Source organism: Streptomyces longisporus (assembly GCF_039532765.1).
GTDB classification, from domain to species: Bacteria; Actinomycetota; Actinomycetes; order Streptomycetales; family Streptomycetaceae; genus Streptomyces; species Streptomyces longisporus.
This window is the reverse complement of sequence record NZ_BAAASG010000006.1, coordinates 273,348-295,753: the sequence shown is the minus strand read 5'-3', so window position 1 is coordinate 295,753 and position 22,406 is coordinate 273,348. Positions and strand designations below refer to the sequence as shown.

Annotated in this window: 20 protein-coding genes and 1 pseudogene; 10 read left to right on the top strand and 11 right to left on the bottom strand. The window is 68.4% G+C overall.

Going from position 1 to position 22,406, the window contains the following annotated elements; genetic code table 11:
• Positions 1-212: 212 nt before the first annotated feature.
• The 6 genes from ABD355_RS11220 (at position 213) to ABD355_RS11195 (ending at position 5,915) form a co-directional block, all read left to right on the top strand.
• A complete protein-coding gene (locus tag ABD355_RS11220; RefSeq protein ID WP_344400035.1) occupies positions 213-1,889 on the top strand; it encodes an ATP-binding cassette domain-containing protein in 1,677 nt (558 codons plus the stop codon).
• Positions 1,886-3,082: an ABC transporter substrate-binding protein gene (locus tag ABD355_RS11215; protein ID WP_344400034.1), complete on the top strand. Its 1,197-nt coding sequence runs from the start codon at positions 1,886-1,888 to the stop codon at positions 3,080-3,082. The genes ABD355_RS11220 and ABD355_RS11215 overlap by 4 nt, the downstream gene beginning before the upstream one ends.
• An 11-nt stretch (positions 3,083-3,093) precedes the next feature.
• Positions 3,094-3,957, top strand: a complete 864-nt coding sequence (locus ABD355_RS11210) for a branched-chain amino acid ABC transporter permease (RefSeq protein WP_344400033.1) — start codon at positions 3,094-3,096, stop codon at positions 3,955-3,957.
• Between the two features lie 62 nt (positions 3,958-4,019).
• On the top strand, positions 4,020-4,970 hold the full coding sequence (locus tag ABD355_RS11205; protein ID WP_344400032.1) for a branched-chain amino acid ABC transporter permease: 951 nt from the start codon (positions 4,020-4,022) through the stop codon (positions 4,968-4,970).
• A 38-nt stretch (positions 4,971-5,008) separates the two neighbouring features.
• A complete protein-coding gene (locus ABD355_RS11200; RefSeq protein WP_344400031.1) occupies positions 5,009-5,221 on the top strand; it encodes an ATP-binding protein in 213 nt (70 codons plus the stop codon).
• Between the two features lie 430 nt (positions 5,222-5,651).
• On the top strand, positions 5,652-5,915 hold the full coding sequence (locus ABD355_RS11195) for a hypothetical protein (protein WP_344400030.1): 264 nt from the start codon (positions 5,652-5,654) through the stop codon (positions 5,913-5,915).
• A 109-nt stretch (positions 5,916-6,024) separates the two neighbouring features.
• Here ABD355_RS11195 and ABD355_RS11190 read toward each other — a convergent pair whose 3' ends face one another.
• From ABD355_RS11190 to ABD355_RS11165, 6 genes are all read right to left on the bottom strand, one after another.
• Positions 6,025-7,563: a sensor histidine kinase gene (locus ABD355_RS11190; RefSeq protein ID WP_344400029.1), complete on the bottom strand. Its 1,539-nt coding sequence runs from the start codon at positions 7,561-7,563 to the stop codon at positions 6,025-6,027.
• Complete coding sequence (locus ABD355_RS11185) at positions 7,560-8,303, bottom strand: response regulator transcription factor (RefSeq protein ID WP_344400028.1); 744 nt, start codon at positions 8,301-8,303, stop codon at positions 7,560-7,562. The genes ABD355_RS11190 and ABD355_RS11185 overlap by 4 nt, the downstream gene beginning before the upstream one ends.
• 51 nt (positions 8,304-8,354) lie before the next feature.
• On the bottom strand, positions 8,355-10,613 hold the full coding sequence (locus tag ABD355_RS11180; protein WP_344400027.1) for an ArnT family glycosyltransferase: 2,259 nt from the start codon (positions 10,611-10,613) through the stop codon (positions 8,355-8,357).
• Positions 10,614-10,630: 17 nt separating this feature from the next.
• The gene (locus ABD355_RS11175) at positions 10,631-11,920 is read right to left on the bottom strand and encodes a bifunctional glycosyltransferase family 2/GtrA family protein (protein ID WP_344400026.1); all 1,290 of its coding nucleotides are present in this window, start codon (positions 11,918-11,920) and stop codon (positions 10,631-10,633) included.
• A 152-nt stretch (positions 11,921-12,072) separates the two neighbouring features.
• Positions 12,073-12,669, bottom strand: a complete 597-nt coding sequence (locus ABD355_RS11170; RefSeq protein ID WP_344400025.1) for a fumarylacetoacetate hydrolase family protein — start codon at positions 12,667-12,669, stop codon at positions 12,073-12,075.
• A complete protein-coding gene (locus tag ABD355_RS11165) occupies positions 12,554-12,907 on the bottom strand; it encodes a hypothetical protein (RefSeq protein WP_344400024.1) in 354 nt (117 codons plus the stop codon). Before ABD355_RS11165 ends, ABD355_RS11170 begins: the two co-directional genes overlap by 116 nt.
• Before the next feature lie 572 nt (positions 12,908-13,479).
• On the opposite strand from ABD355_RS11165, the pseudogene ABD355_RS44635 reads away from it, so the two are divergent.
• A pseudogene (locus tag ABD355_RS44635) lies at positions 13,480-13,755 on the top strand (IS110 family transposase); the annotation flags it as partial.
• A 79-nt stretch (positions 13,756-13,834) separates the two neighbouring features.
• On the top strand, positions 13,835-14,320 hold the full coding sequence (locus ABD355_RS11160; protein ID WP_344400023.1) for a transposase: 486 nt from the start codon (positions 13,835-13,837) through the stop codon (positions 14,318-14,320).
• Positions 14,321-14,696: 376 nt separating this feature from the next.
• On the opposite strand, the gene ABD355_RS11155 is transcribed toward ABD355_RS11160, so the two are convergent.
• From ABD355_RS11155 to ABD355_RS11135, 5 genes are all read right to left on the bottom strand, one after another.
• A complete protein-coding gene (locus ABD355_RS11155) occupies positions 14,697-15,485 on the bottom strand; it encodes an ATP-binding cassette domain-containing protein (RefSeq protein ID WP_344400111.1) in 789 nt (262 codons plus the stop codon).
• 5 nt (positions 15,486-15,490) lie between these two features.
• On the bottom strand, positions 15,491-16,540 hold the full coding sequence (locus ABD355_RS11150) for an ABC transporter permease (protein ID WP_344400022.1): 1,050 nt from the start codon (positions 16,538-16,540) through the stop codon (positions 15,491-15,493).
• Positions 16,541-16,548: 8 nt separating this feature from the next.
• Entirely contained in the window at positions 16,549-17,610 is a 1,062-nt protein-coding gene (locus ABD355_RS11145; protein WP_344400021.1) for a sugar ABC transporter substrate-binding protein, read from the bottom strand.
• Between the two features lie 71 nt (positions 17,611-17,681).
• The gene (locus ABD355_RS11140; RefSeq protein ID WP_344400020.1) at positions 17,682-18,611 is read right to left on the bottom strand and encodes an alpha/beta hydrolase; all 930 of its coding nucleotides are present in this window, start codon (positions 18,609-18,611) and stop codon (positions 17,682-17,684) included.
• Positions 18,612-18,715: 104 nt separating this feature from the next.
• Positions 18,716-19,213, bottom strand: coding sequence for a flavin reductase family protein (locus ABD355_RS11135; RefSeq protein WP_344400019.1), 498 nt, complete (start codon positions 19,211-19,213; stop codon positions 18,716-18,718).
• 246 nt (positions 19,214-19,459) lie between these two features.
• On the opposite strand from ABD355_RS11135, the gene ABD355_RS11130 reads away from it, so the two are divergent.
• Both ABD355_RS11130 and ABD355_RS11125 read left to right on the top strand, forming a co-directional pair.
• A complete protein-coding gene (locus ABD355_RS11130) occupies positions 19,460-21,028 on the top strand; it encodes an SDR family NAD(P)-dependent oxidoreductase (protein ID WP_344400018.1) in 1,569 nt (522 codons plus the stop codon).
• 97 nt (positions 21,029-21,125) lie between these two features.
• The gene (locus ABD355_RS11125) at positions 21,126-22,235 is read left to right on the top strand and encodes an LLM class flavin-dependent oxidoreductase (protein ID WP_344400017.1); all 1,110 of its coding nucleotides are present in this window, start codon (positions 21,126-21,128) and stop codon (positions 22,233-22,235) included.
• The last annotated feature ends 171 nt before the right edge of the window (positions 22,236-22,406 follow it).

The window sequence follows — 22,406 nt, the reverse complement described above, 5'->3', positions numbered from 1 at the left end:
CGATAGCGATCCCCGCACTAACGTCCGCCGTGCCCTGAGGAAGCTCGTCGCCTCCACAGTGCGCCGCTTCCGTTGAGCGAGCGTTTCCAATGTCCCACTGAATAGGACTAGCGTTTCGGCATAGAGGACCGTACGCTTACCGGCCAGTTACGGTCAACCACTCGCTGCGTGACATCACCGGGCATTCCGGCGCGGCGGTGAGGAGTCACGACGTGAACAAACTGGATGCTGAGGCGGCCCCCCGCAGAGGCGCCGGCGATGCCGGTGTGCCGTCTCCGACGGAGGCCGGTGCGTCTCTGCGGGTGCGGGGACTCACCAAGCGTTTCGGCGGTGTCACGGCTCTCGAAGGCGTCGACCTCTCGGTCGCGTCCGGTGAGGCGGTCGCCGTCATCGGCCCCAACGGCGCGGGCAAGAGCACCCTGCTGAAGCTGGTCTCCGGCGTCCACCGCCCCAGCGAGGGCGAGGTGTGGCTGGGTGAGCAGCGGCTGGATCGCATGCCGGCGCACCGGATCACCCGCAGCGGTGTCGCCCTGGCCCACCAGGTCCCGCGGCCCTTTCACGGGCTGACCGTCAGGGACAACGTACGCGTCGGGGCCATGGCGGGGTGCCCCCACATGCAGTCCGGCGAGATCGACGCGATCCTCGCCATGTGCCGGTTGGACACCAAGGCATCCCGTCCCGCCGACTCGCTGCGCGTCCTCGACCTGAAGCGGCTCGAGGTGGCGCGGGCCCTGGCCACCCGCCCCCGGGTGCTCATGTTCGACGAGGTCGCGGCCGGGCTCGTCGGCCGGGAACTGGACGAGGCGATCGACCTGATCCGCCAGGTCCACGACCAGGGCATCACCGTGCTCCTGGTCGAGCACATCGAGCGAGTGGTACGGGAACTCGTCAACCGCGTCCTGGTACTCAACTGGGGCCGGCCCATCGCCGAGGGCACACCGGCCGAGATCGCCACCGACGAGGAGGTGCGTGCCGTATACCTGGGCGACGGCGACAACGACCAGGCGTCTTCCGCCCGCACGCCGGCCCCGGCCACGACCGCCGACCCGGTCTCGGACCCGGATGCCGTACTGGCCCTGGACTCGGTCAGCGCCGGGTACGGCGACATGATCGCCCTGCGGGACTTCTCAATGCGCGTCGAGGCCGGCCAGATCGTGACGGTGCTCGGTGCCAACGGGGCCGGCAAGTCCACGCTCTGCGCGACGGTCATGGGTGCCGTCGAGGCGAGATCGGGATCCGTGCACGCTCTCGGCCAGGACATCACCGGCATGCCCACGCACCAACGCGCCCGCCTGGGGATCGCCCACTGCCAGGAGGGTCGGCGCATCTTCGGCAGCCTCACCGTCGCCGAGAACCTGATGCTCGGCGCGCCTCTCGCACTGGCCAAGGAGGAGGTGCGCGGCCGTATGGAGCGGGTCCACGCGATCTTCCCGGTGCTGGCCGAGCGTGCCACCCAGCAGGCCGGGACGATGTCCGGGGGGCAGCAGCAGATGCTGGCCGTGGGACGGGCCCTCATGGCCGACCCCCGGGTGTTGATCTGCGACGAGATCTCGCTCGGCCTTGCCCCCGTGGCCATCGCCGCCCTGTACGAGGCTCTCGCCGAGATCAACTCCCAGGGCGTCGCGATCGTCCTGGTGGAACAGAACGTCAAACGGGCGCTGAGCATCGCCGGCCACGCCGTCGTGCTGTCTCGCGGCCGCGTCTCGTACTCCGGTGACCCGGCGGGCCTGCTCAGTGACGACGCCCTGGACGCCGCCTATTTCGGCATCGCCGACGACAACGCCGCGGACTCCCGCCTTCCATCCCTCCCCTCTTCCTCCTCTTCGCCTTCCCCGTCCTCCCCCTCCGCTGCCCATCCGCTCAGCACATCCGAAGGAGACCCCTCGTGATCAGACCCACCCGCCGCCACACCTGTGCACTGAGCGCGGCCGCACTGCTCGCCGCCACCGCCGGCTGTGCGGGTAACGCCTCCAGCAGCGGCTCCAAGAACGACGAGGGCCCCATCGTCATCGGGACCAGCATCCAGCTGTCCGGCACCACCGTGCTCAGCCAGGTCCGCGACGGCTACCTCCTGGCGGTGCAGCAGGTGAACGCCGAGGGCGGCCTGGAAGTGGGCGGGAAGAAGCGGAAGGTCGAGCTGAAGGTGCTCGACAACCGCAGTGACACCAACACCATGGTCCAGCAGGTGCGTTCCCTGGTGCTCACCGACCACGCCGTGGGGCTGCTGGGGTCGTGCTGCCAGCAGAACATCGACATGCAGGGCCAGGCCGACGCGCTGAAGGTCCCGCTGGTGATGGGTGCCCTGCCCGTCGAACTGCTGCCCAAGGGCAAGGGCTACACCTGGGACTCCTTCCAGTCGCTCGCCGACGGCTCCAAGGGCTTCTACCAGACTGCCGCCGGAGCCAAGACCAACAAGAAGACGCTGATCGTCACCAACAACGACGGCCAGGGCAAGTCCACCGGCCAGTTGTGGGCGAACGCCGGCAAGAAGGCCGGTTTCACCATCACCGCCACCAAGGCCGTGCCCACCGGCACCACGGACTTCTCCGACGTCATCAAGGCTGGGAAGTCCTCAGACGCGCAGGTGCTGATCGCCTCGATGACTCCCTCGGACTGCTTCGCGATGTGGAAGCAGATGAAAGCACTCGCCTACAAGCCCAAGATGGCCATCGGCCTGCAGTGCGCCCAGACCCCCGGCTGGGGCTCCCTCGGCAAGCTTGGTAACGGCACCCTGGTCCAGCTGAACTGGTCCGACACGGCCGGTCTGCCGTACACCGACCTCATCAAGAAGAAGTACGGCAAGAAGTACACCAACCTCACCGACCTCGGCTCCGTCGCCATCGGGCTGCACGAGGCGACCATCCTCATGGACGCCGTCAAGGACGCCGGAAGCACCGACGCCGCAGCCGTCAACAAGGCGCTGGCCGAGAGCACCACCGTCTCCGCGCTGGGCAGCGTGAAGTTCGTGGACAACAAGAGCACGACACCCACCTTCATCGGCCAGTGGGAAAACGGCGTCATCAAGCAGATCTGGCCGGCCAAGGGCGGCTCTCCGCTCGCCTCCCTGTCCGGGCTCAACTGAGGGAGCACATCGTGAGCCTCGACGTCCTGGCCGCCGGTATCCTCGCCGGCGGCCTGTACGCCCTGATCGGACTGGGCATCTCGCTCGTGTTCGGCGTACTGGGCCTGATGAACCTGGCACACGGCGAGCTCGTCATCGGCGGTGCCTACCTGGCGTCCCTGCTGGTGGTGGGCGCCGGCAGGGACCCGCTGCTGGCCCTCCCGCTCGCCATGGCGGGCGTCGCCCTGATCGCCTACCCGCTCCAGCGGTACCTGCTCACACCCCTCCTGAGAGGGGACAAGAGCGCACCGCTCGTGGGCACCTTCGGGTTGTCCCTGCTCGCCCAGGCACTGTTCCAGGGCGTGTTCGGCACCCACCCCAAGAGCCTGCCCGCCTCCTACGCCACCTCCGGCGTCTCGATCCTCGGCGTACGGATCCAGACGATCTACCTGATCGCCTTCGGGCTGACCACCGTCCTGTGCGCCGCCACCCACCTGATCCTGACCCGCACGCGCGCCGGGAGCGCGGTCCGGGCCGCCTCCGCGGACCCGGCCACCGCCGCCGTGCTCGGCATCAACGTGCCCCAGGTGTACGCGCTGACCTTCGCCGGCGCCGCCGCATTGGCCGCGGCCGGCGGAGTCCTGACCGGCGTCGCCCAGAGCTTCACTCCCACCAGCGGGCTGCCGCTGCTGCTGACCGGAATGGCCGTGATGGCCCTGGCCGGCATCGGCAGCGTCGGCGGGGTCGTCGTCGCCGGCATCGCCCTCGGCGTCCTGCAGTCGGTCAGTGTCCAGCTGTTCGGCGGCGGGATGCGCGACGTCGTCGTCTATCTCGCCTTCTTCCTTGTCCTCGCCGTACGCCCGCAGGGCCTGTTCCGAAAGGCGGCCACCGGATGAAAACCCCGCGCGTCCTACAAGGTGCACCGAGGGGCCTGTGGCACGTTGCCACCCTCGCGATCGTGGCTATCGCCGCGTTCGCGCTCGCCCCGGCGCTCTCCCTCGGGCAGCTGGATCTGAGCGTCACACTGCTGACGTATCTGACGATTGCCCAGGCCTGGAACGTACTGGCCGGTTTCAGCGGCCAGATCTCGCTCGGCGCGGCCGCGTTCATGGCGGCAGGTGGCTACACCACGGCCCTGATCCTGGTGCACACCGGCCTGCCCTGGCCGGTGGCCTTCCTCGGCGCGGGCGTCGGCGCGGCCCTGCTCGCCCTGCTGCTCGCGGTACCACTGCTGCGGCTGCGGGGCGACTACTTCGCCGTGGGCACCCTGGCCGTCTCCATCGCCCTCCAGGCCCTGCTCAGCAACTGGAACTGGGCCGGCGGCGCCAGCGGCCTCACCCTCCCCGTGGACCGGATCCCCAGCGGCGGCAACCTCTACCAGATCGCGGTCGTCGTCGCCACGCTGGCCATGGCCCTCACCCTCTACGTCCGGCACAGCGCCTTCGGCCTGCGGCTCGCCGCGGTACGCGACAACGAACCGGCCGCCGCAGGCCTCGGCGTCTCGGTCTACCGGCATCGGCTCGCCGCCCTGGTACCCACCAGCGCGGTTACCGGCCTGGCCGGAGCGGTGATCGCCTTCCAGTTCGTCGTCATCTCCCCGGACGGCGTGGCAAGCGTCAACTGGAGCCTGAACGCCGTGCTCATGCCAGTCGTCGGCGGCGCCGGCACGGTGCTCGGACCCGTGGTCGGCGTCGGCGTCGTCTACTACGGACTGACCCGTCTGCTCCAGGACCAGCAGACCCTGTCCCTGGTCATCGAAGGCATCCTGCTGATCGCGATCGTACGCTTCGCCCCACAAGGAGCCTGGCCCCTGATCTGCCGGGCGGTACGACGTCTGACCACCCGCCGCCGAGCACCCGCAACCGGGCCCGACACCAACACCGGCCGACGGACGCTGGAACACGCATGACAGCATCCGACGCAACGTGAGGGAGACATCGTCCTGTCATGGTGGCCGACCGCGCCCACGGTCACGCACGCGAGGTGCCGAAATCGCAAACCCACGATGCCAGGCGCCTCAGCCGTAAGGAACGGAGCGCGGCGGAGAACGAGGGTGGTCGCGGCCTGCCCCTGGTCGCTCAGCCGACCCAGCGCTGGGGCACCCGCCACACCACCATGGGCAAGACGATCTGGGCCGAACAGAGCATCGAGCACAGCTGACAGCCTCGGCGGGCAGCGGCACGCGAGTACATCCCGTACGGGCTCTGCCAGTTCGATATGAACATGCCCGATTTGCCGGACTGCGACGAGATGGTGATCACCAAGCACCGGGGGCGACTACGGCGAGCGCCCGCACCATCCTGCCGTAACCACGGTCGACCTTGGCAGGATCCGGACACCGAGGGCGCCGGGCGGACGGCCGGCAACGAGATCCTGGGACAGGCAGGGAATACGTCCCGGCGGAAGGATTTCAGCTTCCCGGCCGCACGCATTGGGCCTCGACCGTTCCAAGACCCCCGCGCCTTCGCTCCCTTCATACTCTGTGTCGTGGTCGGCATCGCCGTAGTCTTCGCCGCGGCGCCGAATCTGCCCTCGGCCCCCATCTCGCTGCCGGTACTTCGGACTGCGCGACTTCGGACATATCCAGGGCATGACGCTGGAACTGGTCACGCTGGTCGGCGTCGGCCTCACTCCGATCGTGGCGCAGAACATGGCTGAACAGACCGGCGGTTACGACGTGCCCCTGTTCGTCCTGCTCGGCATGGGCCTGCCGGGCCTCCTGCTGATCTTCGCGCTGCCGCGCTACCCGCGTGTCCACCAGGCCGCCACCGAGGACGAGAGCTCTGCACCAGCCCCGGCGGCAGGGACCCAGCCGACGGCGGACCCGCCCGGGCCGCCCGCTGCCGGCGCCTGACAACCCTCGGCGCAGCCATGACGCGGCGCGGCCGACGGTCTGTCGGAACGTCGGCCGCCCGTACCGGCGCGAGCACCGCGCATCGCCTCTGGCAGCCGAAGACACAGACTCATCGACGGCCCTGCCCGAAGTCGGCTGCGGGGAGGACCAGGCGGAAGGTGCAGCCCTCTCCCGGGACGGTGTCGAGTTCGAGACGGCCGCCGTGGCCCTGGGCGATGGCCGCGGCGATGGCGAGGCCGAGGCCGCTCCCGCCGTGGCTGCGGGAGCGGGCGGGGTCGGCCCGGTAGAAGCGCTCGAAGACGTGCTCGGCGTCGACGGGGGCGAGGCCCGGTCCTTCATCCGCCACCTCGATCACGCTGACCGGGAGGCGCTCCGGGAGCGGCGGCGAGGCCGAGGTGCGTCCCGGCCGGTCGGTGCCGCCCGTTCCGGGTCCGGTCTCTGTCGTGCCCACCCGTACGTGGACCCGGGTGCCCGGCGGGGTGTGGATGCGGGCGTTGGACAGCAGGTTCTCCAGGATCTGGCCCAGTCGGCGTGTGTCGCCGACCGTCTCGGCCACGTCGAGTTCCTCGGTGCCGCCCGGATCTGCCGGAGTGTGCAGCGGCCCGAGGTCGACGGGATGGGACTGGCTGTGGACGGCGGCCGCGCTCACCGCGTCCGCCGCGAGCGAGAGCAGGTCGACCCGTTCTTTGCGGTAGGAGGGTTCGCGGTCCAGGGTCGCGAGCAGTTGGAGGTCGTCGACGAGCAGGCTCATGCGTTCCGCGTTCTGCGCGATGAACCGGTTGGCCTCACGCAGTTCACGCTCCGGGCGCCGTTCCGGACGCAGCGCGAGCTGGGCGTACCCCTGGATGGCGGTGAGCGGAGTGCGCAGTTCGTGCCCGGCGTCCGCGACGAACCGGCGCAGCCGTGCCTCGGAGGTCTCGCGGGCCAGCAGGGCGGTCTGCAGTTTGTCGAGCATGGAGTTCAACACCCGGCCGAGCCGTCCGATCTCGGTGCGCGGGTCGGTGTCCGGCAGTCGCAGGTCGAGCCGGCCCGCGGTGATGTCCTGGGCAGTCCGCTCCGTCCTGGTCAGGGGCAGCAGTCCCAGCCTGACCACCCACCGGCCCAGGGCGAGCAGGCCGGCGATCGTGACGGCGAGCAGCACGGCGTTCAGCCACAGCAGCTTCGAGGTGGCGCCGTCGACGGTGTCGAGCGGCAGGGTGACCACCGCACTCATGCCGTCCGGGCCGGGATTGAGCAACACCCGCCAGTGGCCGTCACCGCTGGTGGCGGACACGGTTTCCGGGTACCCGTCCCTCAGGCCGAGGTCCTGCGCCTGATCGGCCAGCCGAGGCCCCGGCTTTGCCTCGGAGCCGAGGGAGTTGTTCAGGCGATGCCCGGAGGAGTCGTAGAAGTAGATGTGGAAATCCGACGGCAGTACGTCCGGGCGCTCGGCCGGCGCGGGGAAAGCGCCACGGAGGGCGTCGTAGAAGGCCGGGGTCGGGGGGTGGAACTCCACCAGCTGCTCGTCGACGCGATCGAGCAGCCAGGAGCGGAGCACCACGTAGCCGATGGCCTGGGAGATCAGGACCGCCGCCGTGGCAAGGACAGTGACGCCGAGGATCAGTCGTTGTCGCAGTGAGCCGGGCGGTCGGGGCAGCCGAAGAATCACTGCTCCGGCGTCCCCTCGTGGTCGCGGGGCAGCCGCAGGCAGTACCCGACGCCGCGCACCGTCTGGATGAGCGGCGGCTCGAAGCAGTCGATCTTCCTGCGCAGGTAGCGGACGTACGTCTCGATGATCCTGGCGTCACCGGCGAAGTCGTAGCTCCAGACGTGGTCGAGGATCTGGACCTTGCTCACCACCTGGCCGGCGTTGGACAGGAGGTAGGCCAGGAGCTTGAACTCGGTCGGGGACAGGGCGATGTACTGTCCCGCGCGATGCACCTCGTGAGCGCCCTCGTCGAGTTCGAGGTCGGCGTAGCGCAGGACGCTCGGTGGTGGGAGTGCCGCGTCCACCGGTGCCGTGCGGCGCAGGATGGCTTCGATACGCAGCAGCACCTCCTCGATGCTGAACGGTTTGGAGACGTAGTCGTCCCCGCCGACGCTCAGGCCCTGGATGCGCTCGTCGGTGCCGGTGCGGGCGGTCAGGAACAGGATCGGACATTCGTCACCCGCCGCCCGCAGCCTGCGGGTCACCTCGAAGCCGTCCAGGTCGGGCAGCATCACGTCGAGCAGCACCAGGTGCGGTCGCAGGCGTTCGACCTCGACGAGGGCGGACTGTCCGGTGTCGGTGCTGCTCACCTCGTATCCGGTCAGGCGGAGCGTCGCCTCCAGCAGGGTGCGGATGCTGGGCTCGTCCTCGACCACGAGAAGCCGATGTCGCGGACGAGTCGTTGCGGACTGCTCGGTCATGACGTGATGCTGGTCCGTTCTCCCGTGTGGTCCTCGTTGCTCCGGCGTCGCCTACTTGGCGGCGCAGTCGTAGAGCACGTCGGCTCCTGCTCCGAAGCCCATCGCGCTACCGCTGGTCTTCTTTGACGACGTGCCGCCGTACGCCGATGCCGGAACCTTGGTGCAGTTGTCGGCGATCCAGTCGGAACGCTGCTTGCTGTGGTTGCCCGACCCGGTCATGGGCGGCAGGCCGCCGCTGTTCGTGTCGGAGCCCAGGACGTAGCGTAGTTCCCCGCTCTTCGTCCACTCCTTCAACTGGTCCACCGACGGCGCGTTGTCCATGGTCGTGAAACCGCCCATGCCGATGACGGTCTCGTCCGAGCCCAGGATGTAGGAGCTGGCGGCCATGGCACCGCCTTCGACGGCGAGCTTGATGCGGGCGTGAGGTGCGTGCTCCACTGCGTAGTCGAGGATCTTGCGCTGCTCGCTGGTGAGTTCCGCGCCACCGCCGAAGCCGCCGCGTCCGCTCGGGGCCTTCCCGGAACCGCCGCCGGGGAACGACGGCATGTCGCTGTCTCCCGAGGTCGAGCCTCCGGGCATGCCGGGCATGCCGTTCGCTCCCCCTGTGGGCATACCGGACGGCATTCCTGACGGCATTCCCGAAGGAACATCGCCGGAGGAGGGCTGACCGGACTGTCCCGAAGGCGCGTCACCACCCGGGAAGCCCGACGGCATCCCCGACGGCATCCCCGACGGAAGGTCGCCGTCGTTCCCGCTCAGCCGGGGCATGCGGCCGCCCCCGCCGAAGCCCAACACCGTCGGACCGGCCGTCGGGTTGGAGCCGCCCATCGCGGATGTCGAGCCCGGTACGCTGACCGCCCACGCTCCCGGGGCCACCAGGACCGACGCGACGGCGGCACCCACGGCGACCGTCAGCAGCCTGCCACGCCGCCGCGCGAGGAGCAGCAGGACGACCGCGGCGCAGCCGAGCAGCAGGACCGGCCACACCAGCCAGCCGTTCCAGTCGGAGTCACGGCGGACCAGTGCCACGGCCCAGACCGCGCTGACCACGACCGCGGCCACGCCCACCAGGGGCGCCCAGCGCACGCCGGCACGGTGGACACGGACCAGGGCTGCGGTCAGTCCGCCGCACAGGGCGGCGATCGCCGGAGCGAGCTGAGTGGTGTAGTAGGGGTGGAAGATGCCCTTCTGTGTCGAGTACACGGCCGCGCAGACCACCAGCCAGGTCCCCCACAGCAGCCAGCCTGAGGCCGGCAGCAGGGCGTCGGCGGACAGCATGCCGCGTCGACGCATCACCACGCCTACCAGGGCGACGGCCAAGGCCAGTGCGCTGACCGGCAGCAGCCAGCTGATCTGGCCGCCCACCTGCGCGTTGAACAACCGGCCCAGGCCTGACGCGCCACCGAACCCGCCGCCGAACCCGCCCATGGTCTGGGACATCCCGTCGCTCGAGCCGAAGACCCGGCCCAGGCCGTTGTAGCCGACCACGAGATCCCAGGCCGAACCGTCCTTGCTGCCGCCGATGTAGGGGCGGTCGCCCGGCCACAGGGCGACCATGGCGACCCACCACAAGGAGGACGCCGCCAGGATGGCCCCCGCGCCCAGCAGACGCCGCACTCGCGGTATCCAGGGGCCGCTTCCTCCCACGAGCCAGGCGAGAGTGAACGCGGGAATGACCATCCAGGCGGCGAGCATTTTGGTGAGGAACCCGCACCCGATCAGGAAGCCGCTCGCACACAGCCACCAGGACGCGGTCCTACCCTCGGCCTGCAACGCGCGGGTGAGCGCGTACGCCGCGGACACCAGCAGCAGGACGAGCAGCGTGTCGGGGTTGTTGTCCCGGTTGATGGCCACGGTGATGGGCGTGAGAGTGAGCACCAGCGCGGCGATCAGCGCCGCCCCCTCCCCCGCCCAGCGCCGCACGGTGCGGTGCAGGACGAGGATCGCTGCCACGCCCTCGATCATCTGCGGCAGCACCAGCGCCCAGCCGTGCAGCCCGAAGATCTTGCTGCTGATCACCTGCGGCCACAGCGCGGCCGGCGGCTTGTCGACCGTGATCACCCCGGCCGGGTCGTACGAGCCGAAGAGGAAGTTGGTCCAGCTCTTCCCCATCGACTTCACGGCCGCAGAGTAGTAGCTGTTGGCCCAGTCCAGGGAACCCAGTGCCCAGCCGTATAGGACGGCCGCGAGCACGAGGATCGCTCCGAGTGCCACCGGTGCCGCCCAGGCGGGCAGCGAGCGGACGAACGCAGGCGAATCGTCGGGTGTTGAGGCGGCCGTTACGGGCTTGAGGTGCGTGGGATTGCTCATGTCGGAAGTCGCTCTCGTCAACGGGTACGGCGGGGGGCGCTGGTGAAGACGGCCAGCCGCAGCACGGCGAAGCGCACGCAGGTGACCGCGACGGATGCCGTGGCGAGGATCGCGGTCTCCGCGGCTGTCGAGGCCCCGGGGTCGATCGACTTGAACCACAGCACCGCGCCGGAGGTGACCAGGTAGCCCAGGACGAACAGGCCCCCGGCGCCCAGGTGCGCCCGCGCGGGCGGAGCAGTGGAGTACCGGAAGGTGAGACGTCGGTTCGCCTCCGCGTTGAGGACGGTGAGGACGAACAGCGAGACCAGGTTGGCGACGGCCGGGCTCCACCAACCTCGCAGCAGCCAGTACAGCAGCGCCTGCCCGACCGTGGAGAGGACACCGATCGCCAGGAAGCAGCCGACCTCCCACGACAACGCGCCACGTCGGGTAGCGGGTGCGAGGACCGCGTCGGGGTGCTCGGCGGCCGGTGCGGGGCGAGACGGTACGTCGACCCGGGCGCCGCCGGATGCCTTGAGCCGCGCCATCCGCCACAGGCCCCGCAGGTCGTCGGTGGCGGTGTTCACCACGTCCACCCGGGTGTCGACGTCCTCGACCCAGTCGACGGGGACCTCGTGGACACGCAGTCCGTTGTGCTCGGCGAGCAGCAGCAGCTCGGTGTCGAAGAACCACGCGTCGTTGCGGGTCACTTGCAGCAACGGCCGCAGCACCTCGGTGCGGGCCGCCTTGAATCCGCACTGGGCGTCGGTGAACCGGACGCCGTGCGTGAGCCGGATGATGCCGTTGTAGCAGCGGGAGATGAACTCGCGGCGCGGGCCGCGCACCGTGCGCGACCCTGGTGCCAGCCGGGAACCGATGGCGAGGTCCGAGTGACCGCTGGCCAGGGGTGCGACCAGCGGAAGCAGCCCGTCGAGGCCGGTGGACAGGTCCACGTCCATGTACGCGACGATGTCCGCGTCGCTGGCGCCCCAGACGGTGCGCAGGGCGAGCCCGCGGCCCTTGCGGTCGAGGTGGACGACGCCGACGCCCGGCAGTTCGTCGGCGAGGCGACGGGCGGTGGCGAGGGTCTCGTCGGTGCTGGCGTTGTCGGCGACAGTGATCCGCCATGGAAAGGGGAAGTCCGCCGCCAGTCGGGCGTGGAGTGTGCGCAGGCAGCCGGGCAGTGCGCGTTCCTCGTTGTAGACCGGCACGACGATGTCGACCGTCGCGGTACCGGCCTGTGGCTGAAGGGACCGCTCGACCTGCTGGAACGGGGCCAAGCGCTCCGGGCGGGCGGTGGTCTCGGTGAGATGGGGGGTGGGAGTCATGGCTTCCTCGGGCGTGAGGGGACGGCAGACTGCGGCTCTGAGGCCCTGGTCCGGGCCGCGGCCTCACTGTTGCCGCCCTGCCTGTGGAGGCGGGGAAAGAACGCTGGGAACTGACGGGGAGTCAGATCTATGGCCGAAAGCGCTCCCCCGGATCACCACGGCCAGGCCCCCACCAGGGTGTTTCCGAGTTCGCCCACGCCCTTGATCACGCTGATCACCTCGGGTCCCGCGCCGCCGGTCGATTCGGGTACTCGCCCGCCACCCGCCCCTGCCGGCATTCCCGTCGTGATCAGATCGCCGGGCAACAGAGTGACAGCGCCGCTGACATGCGCGATGACGGTAGCGACGTCGAAGACCAGTTCCGAAGTGTTCGCCTTCTGCGTCACGCGCGCATCGACAATGCAGGTCATGGTCAGGCCTCGACCGCCCGTCGGTACGTCGTCGGTGGTCACGAGGGCGGGCCCCACCGCGGTCGCGACAGCCGTTGCCGAGACCCTCTCCGGGCGGTTTTCCAAGGCGACAAGGTTGACCACTGTGTAGCCCGCGACATGTCTGAGAGGGCGGTATGAGACTTGATGCCTTATTTTTCGCTTCGTGCGGGGCAAGCGGGCAGGTCGTGGCGTCGTCGGTGGGCTACGGCCGGGGATGGGTGAACACGCCTGGCTCGGTCTCGGCCAGGATCCCGCGGCCGGCCAACCGCTCGAGCTTGAGGCGGACGTTGTTGATGCTGTTGGGCGTGACCGCCACATCCATCGCCTCGCACACATGCCGCGCACGCAGCGGATGGTCGGCCGCGATGAACACCGCCATGATCTGCTGGTAGGCCGGATGGTCCGGCAGTTTGGGTGCCGGCGGCGCGGGCGGCCCGGGGTCGGGCAGCGCCAGCAGTGTCTTGCGGGTGATCCGGACTCCTTCGGTGGCCCGGCCGAGTTCGTCGAGCTGGGCGGTCAGCTGCGTGATCTGTTCCCGCACCGTCTCGGCCTGCACGGTGACCTCCCGTTCCCGCGCCTCCAGCCGTGCCAGGTCATCGCCCGGTACACCCGCGACTCCGAACTGCGGGGCAGATGCTCGTACTGTTCCGAGCTTCGCGTTATCCCAAGCTGACACAGACCGTGCAGGTAGAGGTGGTAAGCAAGCGTAGATCGATCGGAATAACCCAGGGGTCGCGTGCGGCGGCTCGGCCTGCCTGACTGGTGGACGCCCAGTTGGGAGGGCGGTCATGTATGAGCGTGATCCGTCGCGAGTGGTGGTGACCGGGCCGCTGGCTCCGGACGCGGCCAGCGTGTGCACCACGGTGCTGCGCCAGGGCTACACCCCCAAGTCGGCTGTGAACTGATGCAGCTCACGGCCCACTTGAGCCGCTGGATGGGCGCCCGCGGTCTGGAACCGGCAGCCCTGACAGACCAGGTGATCGAGGAGTTCCTCGCCGAGCGTCGGCGCAACTACCGTAAGAGGACGACCCCGCATGCCGTCGTGCCGCTACCTGCCTGTCTGCCAGCGTATGGGGTGGTGCCGGAGGCGCCGGTCCCCGTCGAATCCTCGAACTCGGCGACCCGCTTGTGTGCCAGGGCGTCGAGCGGGTGGTCATAAGCGACAGGCTCGTACTGGCGCCCGTTCTTCTATCTGATCGAGGCCGCGGCCTGGACTGCTGGCTCGTCAACGCCCGTGACGTGAAGAACGTCCCCGGACGCCCGAAGACCGACAGGCTGGACGCGGTCTGGCTGGCCAAACTCGCCGAACGCGGCATGGTCCGCGCCTCGTTCGTCCCACCGACGCCGGTGCGACAGCTGCGGGACTTCACCCGCACCCGCACCGTGTTCGTCCAGGAACGTACCCGGCACAAGCACCCGCGTCGACAAGGCCCTGCAGGACGCGCAGATCAAACTGTCCGGCGTTGTCTCGGACCTGTTCGTCATGTCCGGGCGGGCCATGCTCGACGCGATGGTCGCCGGGGAACGCACCCCGCGCACCCTGGCCGACCTCGCCAAGGGCAAGCTGGTCAAGAAGAAGCCGGCCCTCATCGAGGCCCTCACCGGGCAGTTCGAAGACCACCACGCCCGGCTGCTGAGGGTGCTGCAGTCCACCGTCGATCACCTCACCGCGCAGATCGACGAACTCGACCGGCTGATCGCCCGGATGTTGGAGGAGATCACCACCCCGCCAGGCAGCACAAGCACCGGGGACGAGGCCGCCGCGGTCAGTGCGCGGACTCTGGCCGAGAAGCTGGACGCCGTTCCCGGCATCGGGCTGGCCACCGCGTGGATCATCCCCGCCGAGATCGGCGCCGACATGAGCCGCTTCCCCACCCTTGAACGTGTGATGTCATGGGCCAAGTTGTGCCCTCGCACGATCCAGTCCGTCCGGAGCGAAGAACACCTCGGGGCCGGCCGGGCCGGGTAATCCCTGGCTCAAGGGCGCGCTCGGTGAGGCCGCCAACGCCGCCGCCCGCACCGACACCTTCCTCGGCGCCCGCTACCGGCGCATCGTCAAGACGCCGCGGCCATGCCAAAGCTCTGGTCGCCGTCGCCCGCTCGACACTCGTCATCGCCCGACACCTGATGAACGACCCGGACGCCTCCTACCAGGCGCTCGGCGCCGACTGGCACCGCCGCCACCTTGACCCCGGCCGCAAAACCCGCAACCTCGGCCACAAAGTCGCCCTCACACCAGCATCAGCCAGACCGTCTCGTCTCACCGTCTTTCGGCCCACAAGCGGCCCGGATGCTGCCGCCTGCCCTCCCGCACATCGATTTTCCGATCAGCTTCAGAGTCAAGCTCAGGCGAACATGGAGGGGCGAGCCCCGGTGATCCAGCCAACGAGCGCTTCGGGGCTCGCCTCGGATTTGGGGATGTCTGCGTACTTGCGGCCGCGGTTGAGCACCACGAAACGGCTCGACACCTCCATGGCCAGCGGCAGGTTGTGGGTTACCAGCACACAGGCGATGCCGTCGTCGGCCATGCGCATGATGAGCGACTCGACCTGCTTGGTCTGCTCGTAGCCAAGCGCCGCCGTAGGCTCGTCCAACAGCATGACGCCGCTTCGCTCGCCGGAGACCCGGGTGGCGCTGCGGGCCAGAGCAACGACCTGGCGTTGACCGCCGGAGAGCATTTCCACCGGTCGGGTCATCGCGGCGGTCCTCACGCCGAGCCGGTCCAGATCGGCCTGGGACCGCATGCGCTGTGCTTTCTTGTCCACGAAGCCGAGCCAGCCCAGCGGAGGTTTGCGCAGGATCTCTCGGCCCAGGGTCAGATTCGTGGCGATGTCCTGAGCCTCCACCAGGGCCAAGTCCTGGTACACCATCTGGATCCCCGCGTGGGTGGCCGCACTCGGCGAAGGGAACTCCACCTCGCGGCCGTGCACTTCGATGGTGCCCGCGGTGGGTTGGTGCGCGCCGGACATCACCTTGAGCAACGTGGACTTTCCGGCGCCGTTGTCGCCCAGAAGTGCCACGACTTCACCGTTCATCACATGGAAGTCGATCTGGTCCAGGGCTCGCACGAAGCCGTAGTGCATGTCGATCCCGCTCAACCTGAGCGCGGGTGCTGCGTCTGTCGTCGATGTCATCGCGATCACTGCCTCCCAGAGTGGGCCGAAGCCGAAGCGGCATTCATCAGCCGTCGCTCCACGGCGGCCTTGACGCTGCTCTCCATGCCGAGGGCGAACAGCAGCAGCAGACCGGTGACAACGGTGCTCCAGTACGGCTGGATACCCTTAATGGTCAGCGCGTTGGAGATGGTGGCCAGGATCAGCGCCCCCACGAGCACCCTGGGCAGACTGCCCCGGCCCCCGGTCAGGGCCACACCGGAGAGCGCCACGGCAGTCAGCGCGGTGAAGATGATGCCCGGCGAGGCGGACGGATCGGCCTCCGTAGCCACGGCGGTCGAGACCAGCCCGCCCAGCGCGGCGCAGAAGCTGCCGATGGCGAAGCCCAGGACGCGGTAGACGTTGCTGTGGATGCCGGAACGGCGTACCGCCTCCATGTTTCCTCCGACAGCCATGATGCGCAGGCCGTGCCGGGTCTGGGTGATGAACAGCGTGAGCACGACGTACAGCACCATCACGATCCATACCGGCGCCGGGATGCCGAGATACCTGCTGGAGCCCATGAACGTGAGCTGGGTGAGACCGGGGATGGCGTACCCACCGGCCACCACCGAGGCCAGTCCGGATGTGACCGACAACGTGCCGATGGTGATGATGAGCGGGTTGTACCCGCGGAGCGCGATCAGCCCGTTGATGATCCCGAAGGTCACACCGACCAGCAGCGCGACGACGATACCCAACCACACCGAGCCTTGGCTGCTCACCAGCTTGCCGCAGACGACCCCGGCCAGCGCGGCCACCCCCGGAATCGAGATGTCCAGCGAGCCGGACATGACGCCAACGCCCACTCCGGCGGCATACAGCGCGGCCACGGCGGCGGCGTTGGCGATCAGCACGGCGTTGTCCCACGTGCCGAAGTACGGACTCGCCCATATCGAGAACGCGATGATCAGTGCGATCCACAGCACGACGATGCCGCGGTCGCGGACGAAGACGAGCGCCCGGATCTGGGCGGAGTCCTTGGTCTCCTCGTCGAGGCCGATCTGCGCGTCATCGTGATTCACCAAGAGAGTCATGACTTGTCTCACTTATCTGCCTTGATGACCTGCTGCGGGACATGGAGCTGCTTGCCGGTCTGCTTCTTATCGGACCGCATGGCCACCAGGGCGTTGAAGCACTGGGCGACGTCCGGCTGGAACTGGAGGGCGACGGTGGCGTAGATCTTGCCTGCCTTGGTCGCCGCTACGATCTGCGGGTTACCGCCGGCATCCGCCAGGCATGGGAGCTTCTTCCCCGCCGAGGCGAAGGCACTGATGGCGCCGAGCCCGACTTCGTCGACGCTGGCCAACACAGCGTTGGCGTGGGGGTGGCCCTGTAGCGCGTTACCGACGTCGGTCTGAGCCGCTTGAAGCGTGCTCGAGGCGATCTCGGTGACGATCTTGGCCTTCGGTGCAGTGGCCTGGAGCGCCGCCTTCTGAGCCTTCTCCATCTCCTCCTTGCCGCCCGAGCCGACCACCGGGAGGCCCCACACCACCTCGGCCTTGCCCCCGAGCTTCTCGTTGATGCACGTGCCGAGCTCTCGGCCGACAGCCTCCCCGTACGCCTTGTAGTCGATGGCGTCGAAGGTGATGCCGGGCTGGAGGCCGTCGAATCCGTAATCCGCCGGCGTACCGGTGGTCACCACCGGGATGCCCTTGGCCTGTGCGTCGCGCACGACCTGCCTGAGCGAAGACGGCGAGATCGCGACGATGAACAGTGCGCCGGCCGAGCCGGAGGAGACCACCGCGCTCAGCTGCCTTGCCTGTTCCTGAGCGTCCGAGTTCGGGTCCTGGGTCACCGCCTTCCAGCCGTCGGCACGGGCCTCCGTCTTGAGTGCTGAAGCCATCGACTTCATCTGCGCGATCGACAGCGACGGCGACGAGAAGACGACTGTCTTGGGCGACCCGCTGCTGGAGCCGGTCGATGAACCACAAGCAGCCAGGAGCAGTCCCATCGCGCCCACGCCTGCGACGAAGCCGACGTGTGCGCGCCGCCACCCCCACCCGTTGTCCGGAGGATCGGTCGGCCCGCAGGTGGGTCTCCCCCCACTCCTCTCGACGCCTGTGCGATGCTGCGCGGCCTTGTCCTGGAACGGATTGATCCTCATGGCGATGTCCCTAAGTCGGTGCGGAAGGTGAGATGGCAGATGAGCAAGAAAGCGAGGCAGGATGCCGGCGGTCAGTGCGACTCGATGCAGGACGCCAGGAATCGATCGATACGCGCGTTGGCCTCACTCGCCGAGGGATGCGCGGTCTCGATGAACGCGTGGTCCGCTCCTGGGTAGAGCGCGAGTTCGGCACGGCCGCCGGCAGCGAGCCAGCGGCAGTACATGAACATCGAATCGTCGAGCATGGCATCGAATGTGCCCACGGTGAACAGCGCGGGCGGCATCTCGCTGAGGTCGCCGTACAGCGGTGACAGGTCCGCGTCGCGACGCCGGGAGACCTCGGGAGCATAGGCATCGACGATTTTCGCGATGCTCGCGGCCTTGAGCGTTCCTGTGCGTGCGCGCGTCTGGCTCGGTGTCATCGTCGAGTCGTAGACCCCGAAACTGAGCGCTGCCCCGCGGAAACGTTCCGCTAGGCCACGGTTGCGCAGGTCCTGAAGGGTCGCCACTGCCAGCAACGCGCCCGCGGACTCGCCGGCGATGAGGAAGGTCTCGGCTCCGAATCGCTCCCCTGCGTGCTTCAGCAGCCACTGAGCGGCTTCTGCACAGTCGTCCCATGCGGCCGGGTACGGATTCTCCGGTGCCAGCCGGTATTCGACACTGACGCATGTCACCCCGACCGCATCCGCCATCCTCTCCAGGAGGACATCCTGGTGCGCCGCACCGCCGAGTATGAAGCCGCCGCCGTGGATGTGCAGCAGCACGGCCCGGGGGCAAGCGCTCGGGACCACGTGAAGGGACAGGCGGTCGGCGATCTGGATGTCGAACGCACGAGGCGAGGGCGGTGGCAGCGGCATGAAGCCGCCGCTGCGTGCTCGGTCGATGCCGACGTCCCAGATGTCTGGAGGATCGCCGAATTGCCGGGCCATGGCCGCGTTGTAGGCGGCCACATCCTCGGGAACGGCGCCAGGGCCGAAGGCGTCTGCTCGAAACTGCGGCACGTGTCCTCTTTCCATGGTGTCTTGCTCCCGGCTTCACCCGGTCCACGCGGGCGGGCGTCGTAGCACCTCGTTGTCAGGGAATCGCCGCGCGTCGGGGGGACGGCTCAAGCGACTTGGCGCGCGGTGGGGGCGACTTGCGCGTAGGTGCCCTTGTGGAATATGAGCGGCGAAGCGGAGCGGCCGACCGTCATGGCGTCCACTTCGCCGAGTACCAAGAAGTGGTCGCCGGCCTCGGCGACGCTGTGGATCGAACACTCGATGTGGGCCACCGCGCCGTCCACCAGGGGCAGGCCGTGCTCGGAGAAGCGGTGCACGACATCCGCGAACTTGTCCGGTGCTCGCACGGCGAATTTGCGGCACACGTCCTCCTGGTTGTCGGCCAGGAGGTTGACGCAGAACCGACCGGTCTGGGCGATGCGCGGCCAACTCGTGGACTTCTTGTCCGGAAAGAAGCCGACCAGCGGTGGATCCAGGGACACTGAGGTGAAGGTGCCGACGGTCATCCCGACCGCCTCGCCTTCGCTGGTGGTGGTCGTGATCACGCAGACGGCCGTCGGGTAGTGACTCATGGCGGCTCGGAAGTCTGCCGGGTTCATCGTCATCGCTTCGTCCTCTCTCTCGGAGTCGGCTTGTGAGCCGAAGCGCGGGCTCGTCGCTTCCCGCCGATGTTCCTTTTGGGGTCCCCTGACCGTGATGCACCTCACTCCGGCCCGCCAAAACATACATAGATTCTCACCATGAGGCAATACATGTCGCTTCGTGGTAACGTCCAAGACATGGACGACGAGGTACGACGCAGAGGCGGCGCAGGGGAAGGCTCCAGGGGCAAGCAACCGCGGAGTGCGGACATGCGCACCCACTCCGCGGCGGTACCGGGCAATACGGCGATCGTCACCGGCGGTGCCAGCGGCATCGGCCTCGGCATTGCCGAAGCACTCCTCGACCGGGGGATGAATGTGGTCGTGGCCGATGTGCGGGACGACCACCTCGCTCATGCCCAGGACCAACTACGCCGCCACGGAAGCCGGCTGATGCCGCATCGACTGGATGTCACCGACCGGCAAGCCTGGCTCGATGCCGTCGAGGCGACTGGCGACCGTTTCGGTGCTGTCGACGTCCTCTGCCTGAACGCCGGCATCGGGGTTCTGGGGACGATCCTGCACAGCAGGCCGGCCGACTGGGAGTGGCTGATGGGAGTCAACCTGGAAGGGGTCACCAATGGACTGGAGACAGCGCTGCCCGTCATGCGCGCACGAGGCGCGGGCGGTCATGTCGTGGCGACCTCCTCCGCCGGCGGGCTCATGGTGGCGAGCGACGGCGGTGTCTACTCCTCGGCGAAGTTCGGCGTAATCGCAGTGATGGACTGCCTGCGCTCGGAGTTGTCGGCGGAGGGCATCGGGGTGACGACGCTGTGCCCGTCCGGGGTGAATACGAACATTCACGACCATGAAACGATGCGTCCCGCGGCGTATCGCGACAGCGGCCTGCGGGGTGACGACATCGAGCGCGCCAAGGCGCAGCAGGCGGCTCGCGAGCTGCTGTCGAAAGGCGCCGACCCTCGCGACGTCGGCAAGCGAGTGCTCGACGCGATCGACGAAGACGCGCCGATGGTGTTCACCGACGGCGGCATCGCACCGGTCGTCACGATGCGACGCGATGCGCTCATGCGGGCGGCCCGACTCGCCGCTCCTGTGCGGAAGACTCGCCGGCTGGAGCGGGTCGTTCTGGCCGAACCCGTGGGGGAGACGCGTGCGGGGCGCGCTCTGACGGCTCTGGGCTGCCAGGTGGACGTGCTCGACATGAAGGTGGTCGACACAGTGATGGAGGAGCCGGAGCAGCTGGGAGACCCGTCGGATGCCGCGCCGCTGGTCCTTGCCATCGCTCCGCAGAGCCCCGGGGGCTCAAGTTCGGTCGACTGGACGACGCAAGTACATCAGGCCCTTCGACGTTTTTTCACCATCATCCGAGGGCTCGTGCCCGGTCGTGTCGCGTCCTCCGGCGGCGCAGGCGTCGCGGTGGTTCTGCCGACGACCGCACTTTTTGCCGACAGCGCCAGATGCGCGGACTCGGTGCTTGGCCGCAGCCTGGTCGGCCTCACCGAAGGGCTCCGGGCGGAACTCCTCGCGACGGGGTTGGCGGTGACACTCGTCCTCACTCACGAGAGCGAGGATGAAGCGGTTCTTGCGAAGCGAATCCATGAGGCACTGCGTGACGGGCCGCTCTACGCCCTCCCCTCGTCGGCGACCGATGAGCGCATAACGAGCGTGTTCGATCCGTGGCTGGAGGCTCTCGCCCGGACCCCGTCGGACCTCGCGCTGCCCCCGCTCGGCCCCATGGGGGAGGTCTACCGCCTGGAGGCGGAAGGCACGAAGGCGCCGGACCAGTCCTCAAGCTCGGCGCCTCAGAACACAGGGTGAGAAACAGCTTCTATTCTCACATGGTGACAAGTTACGATCAAAATGGCGCGGTCGATCTGGGAGTGCGATCGGGCAGGCCGATCAGAAGGAGCGAATGATGCATGTAGGTATCGCGACCGGTTTTCAGCACCAGAGCGGGAACGAGGTCGATGACAGGCAGTTCCTCAAGGAAGACCTCGACATGGCGATCGAGGCAGAGGGCCTTGGCTTCGAGTCCATCTGGGTGACGGAGCATCACTTCTCCAACTACTCCATCTCGCCCTCACCGTTGCAGTCGCTCGCGTATCTCGCGGGCAGGACCAAGCAAGTGAAGCTCGGAACGCAGGTCGTGGTGCTGCCGTGGAACGACCCGGTGCGCGTCGCCGAACAGGCGCTGTGGCTCGACAACGTCACGGAGGGTCGGCTGTTGCTCGGCTTCGGCCGTGGTCTCGGGAAGATGGAGTACGACGGCCTGCGGGTCGACATCAACCAGACCCGTCAGCTCTATCGAGAGCACGCCGAGCTGATCATCACCGCGCTCGAGACGGGTGTCATCGAAGGCGGCGAGCTCACGAAGCAGCCTCGCCGCGAGCTGCGTCCGCGGCCGTTCAGAAGTTTCGAGGGACGCATATTCGGATCGGCCGGCTCGCCGGAATCGGTTCGGACCGTTGCCGAGCTGGGCATCGGCGTCCTGATCATCAATCCGGAGCCACGCGCCAATCTCGGTGTCGACGTCGACACCTACCACCAGGTGTGGGGGGAGACGCACGGTGCGCGACGTTCGGCCCCCTCGCCGATGCTGTCGGGCACCATCTTCGTCGACGAGAGCAGCGACCGCGCCAAGGAGATGTCCATCAAGTACCACCGGGTGAACTTCCGCGCCGCGGTGAAGAATTACGGCATGGCCGAGGAGAGCTTCGGGACGACCAAGGGGAACGAGTTCTACGCGAAGATGCGGATCTCGCCCGAGAAGATCGAGGAGATGGCCGAGAACACGGCAAAGGTGATGCCGGCCGGGAACCCGACCGAGGTGATCGAAGCGCTCGAGCGGATCAATGCCGACCTGAACCTGCAGGGATTCTTCCCGCACTTCCACTTCGGCGGCATGCCGCGCGAGGAAGCCAAGCGGAACATGCGTCTGTTCGCCGACAAGTGCCTGCCGGAGGTCAAGAGCTGGCCCTGCGAGGGCACTCTCGACGGCCGGTCTCGCGAGCTTCAAACCTCCTGATCGCTCGCGTGATGGTCGGCGGCCTGGGACGCGATCGCACCGTGACTCGTCGTGTCGCCAGGTAGCGCTCGCGACAGCCGACCGTCACCTCGAACAGTCGTTGCCGGGCCAGTGTGCCCACACCGCAGCACTCGATGGTGATCCGCGGCCACTCGCCGCAGCCATTCAACA

What these genes read in the sequence shown, in the direction of transcription:
- ABD355_RS11200 (WP_344400031.1), top strand. Translation starts at nt 5,009, where the DNA reads ATGGTGGCCGACCGCGCCCACGGTCACGCACGCGAGGTGCCGAAATCG.
- ABD355_RS11195 (WP_344400030.1), top strand. Translation starts at nt 5,652, where the DNA reads ATGACGCTGGAACTGGTCACGCTGGTCGGCGTCGGCCTCACTCCGATC.
- ABD355_RS11185 (WP_344400028.1), bottom strand. Translation starts at nt 8,303, where the DNA reads ATGACCGAGCAGTCCGCAACGACTCGTCCGCGACATCGGCTTCTCGTG.
- ABD355_RS11180 (WP_344400027.1), bottom strand. Translation starts at nt 10,613, where the DNA reads ATGAGCAATCCCACGCACCTCAAGCCCGTAACGGCCGCCTCAACACCC.
- ABD355_RS11175 (WP_344400026.1), bottom strand. Translation starts at nt 11,920, where the DNA reads ATGACTCCCACCCCCCATCTCACCGAGACCACCGCCCGCCCGGAGCGC.
- ABD355_RS11170 (WP_344400025.1), bottom strand. Translation starts at nt 12,669, where the DNA reads ATGTGGCGGTCACGCCCAACAGCATCAACAACGTCCGCCTCAAGCTCG.
- ABD355_RS11160 (WP_344400023.1), top strand. Translation starts at nt 13,835, where the DNA reads ATGTCCGGGCGGGCCATGCTCGACGCGATGGTCGCCGGGGAACGCACC.
- ABD355_RS11155 (WP_344400111.1), bottom strand. Translation starts at nt 15,485, where the DNA reads ATGACATCGACGACAGACGCAGCACCCGCGCTCAGGTTGAGCGGGATC.
- ABD355_RS11150 (WP_344400022.1), bottom strand. Translation starts at nt 16,540, where the DNA reads ATGACTCTCTTGGTGAATCACGATGACGCGCAGATCGGCCTCGACGAG.
- ABD355_RS11145 (WP_344400021.1), bottom strand. Translation starts at nt 17,610, where the DNA reads ATGAGGATCAATCCGTTCCAGGACAAGGCCGCGCAGCATCGCACAGGC.
- ABD355_RS11135 (WP_344400019.1), bottom strand. Translation starts at nt 19,213, where the DNA reads ATGACGATGAACCCGGCAGACTTCCGAGCCGCCATGAGTCACTACCCG.
- ABD355_RS11130 (WP_344400018.1), top strand. Translation starts at nt 19,460, where the DNA reads ATGCGCACCCACTCCGCGGCGGTACCGGGCAATACGGCGATCGTCACC.
- ABD355_RS11125 (WP_344400017.1), top strand. Translation starts at nt 21,126, where the DNA reads ATGCATGTAGGTATCGCGACCGGTTTTCAGCACCAGAGCGGGAACGAG.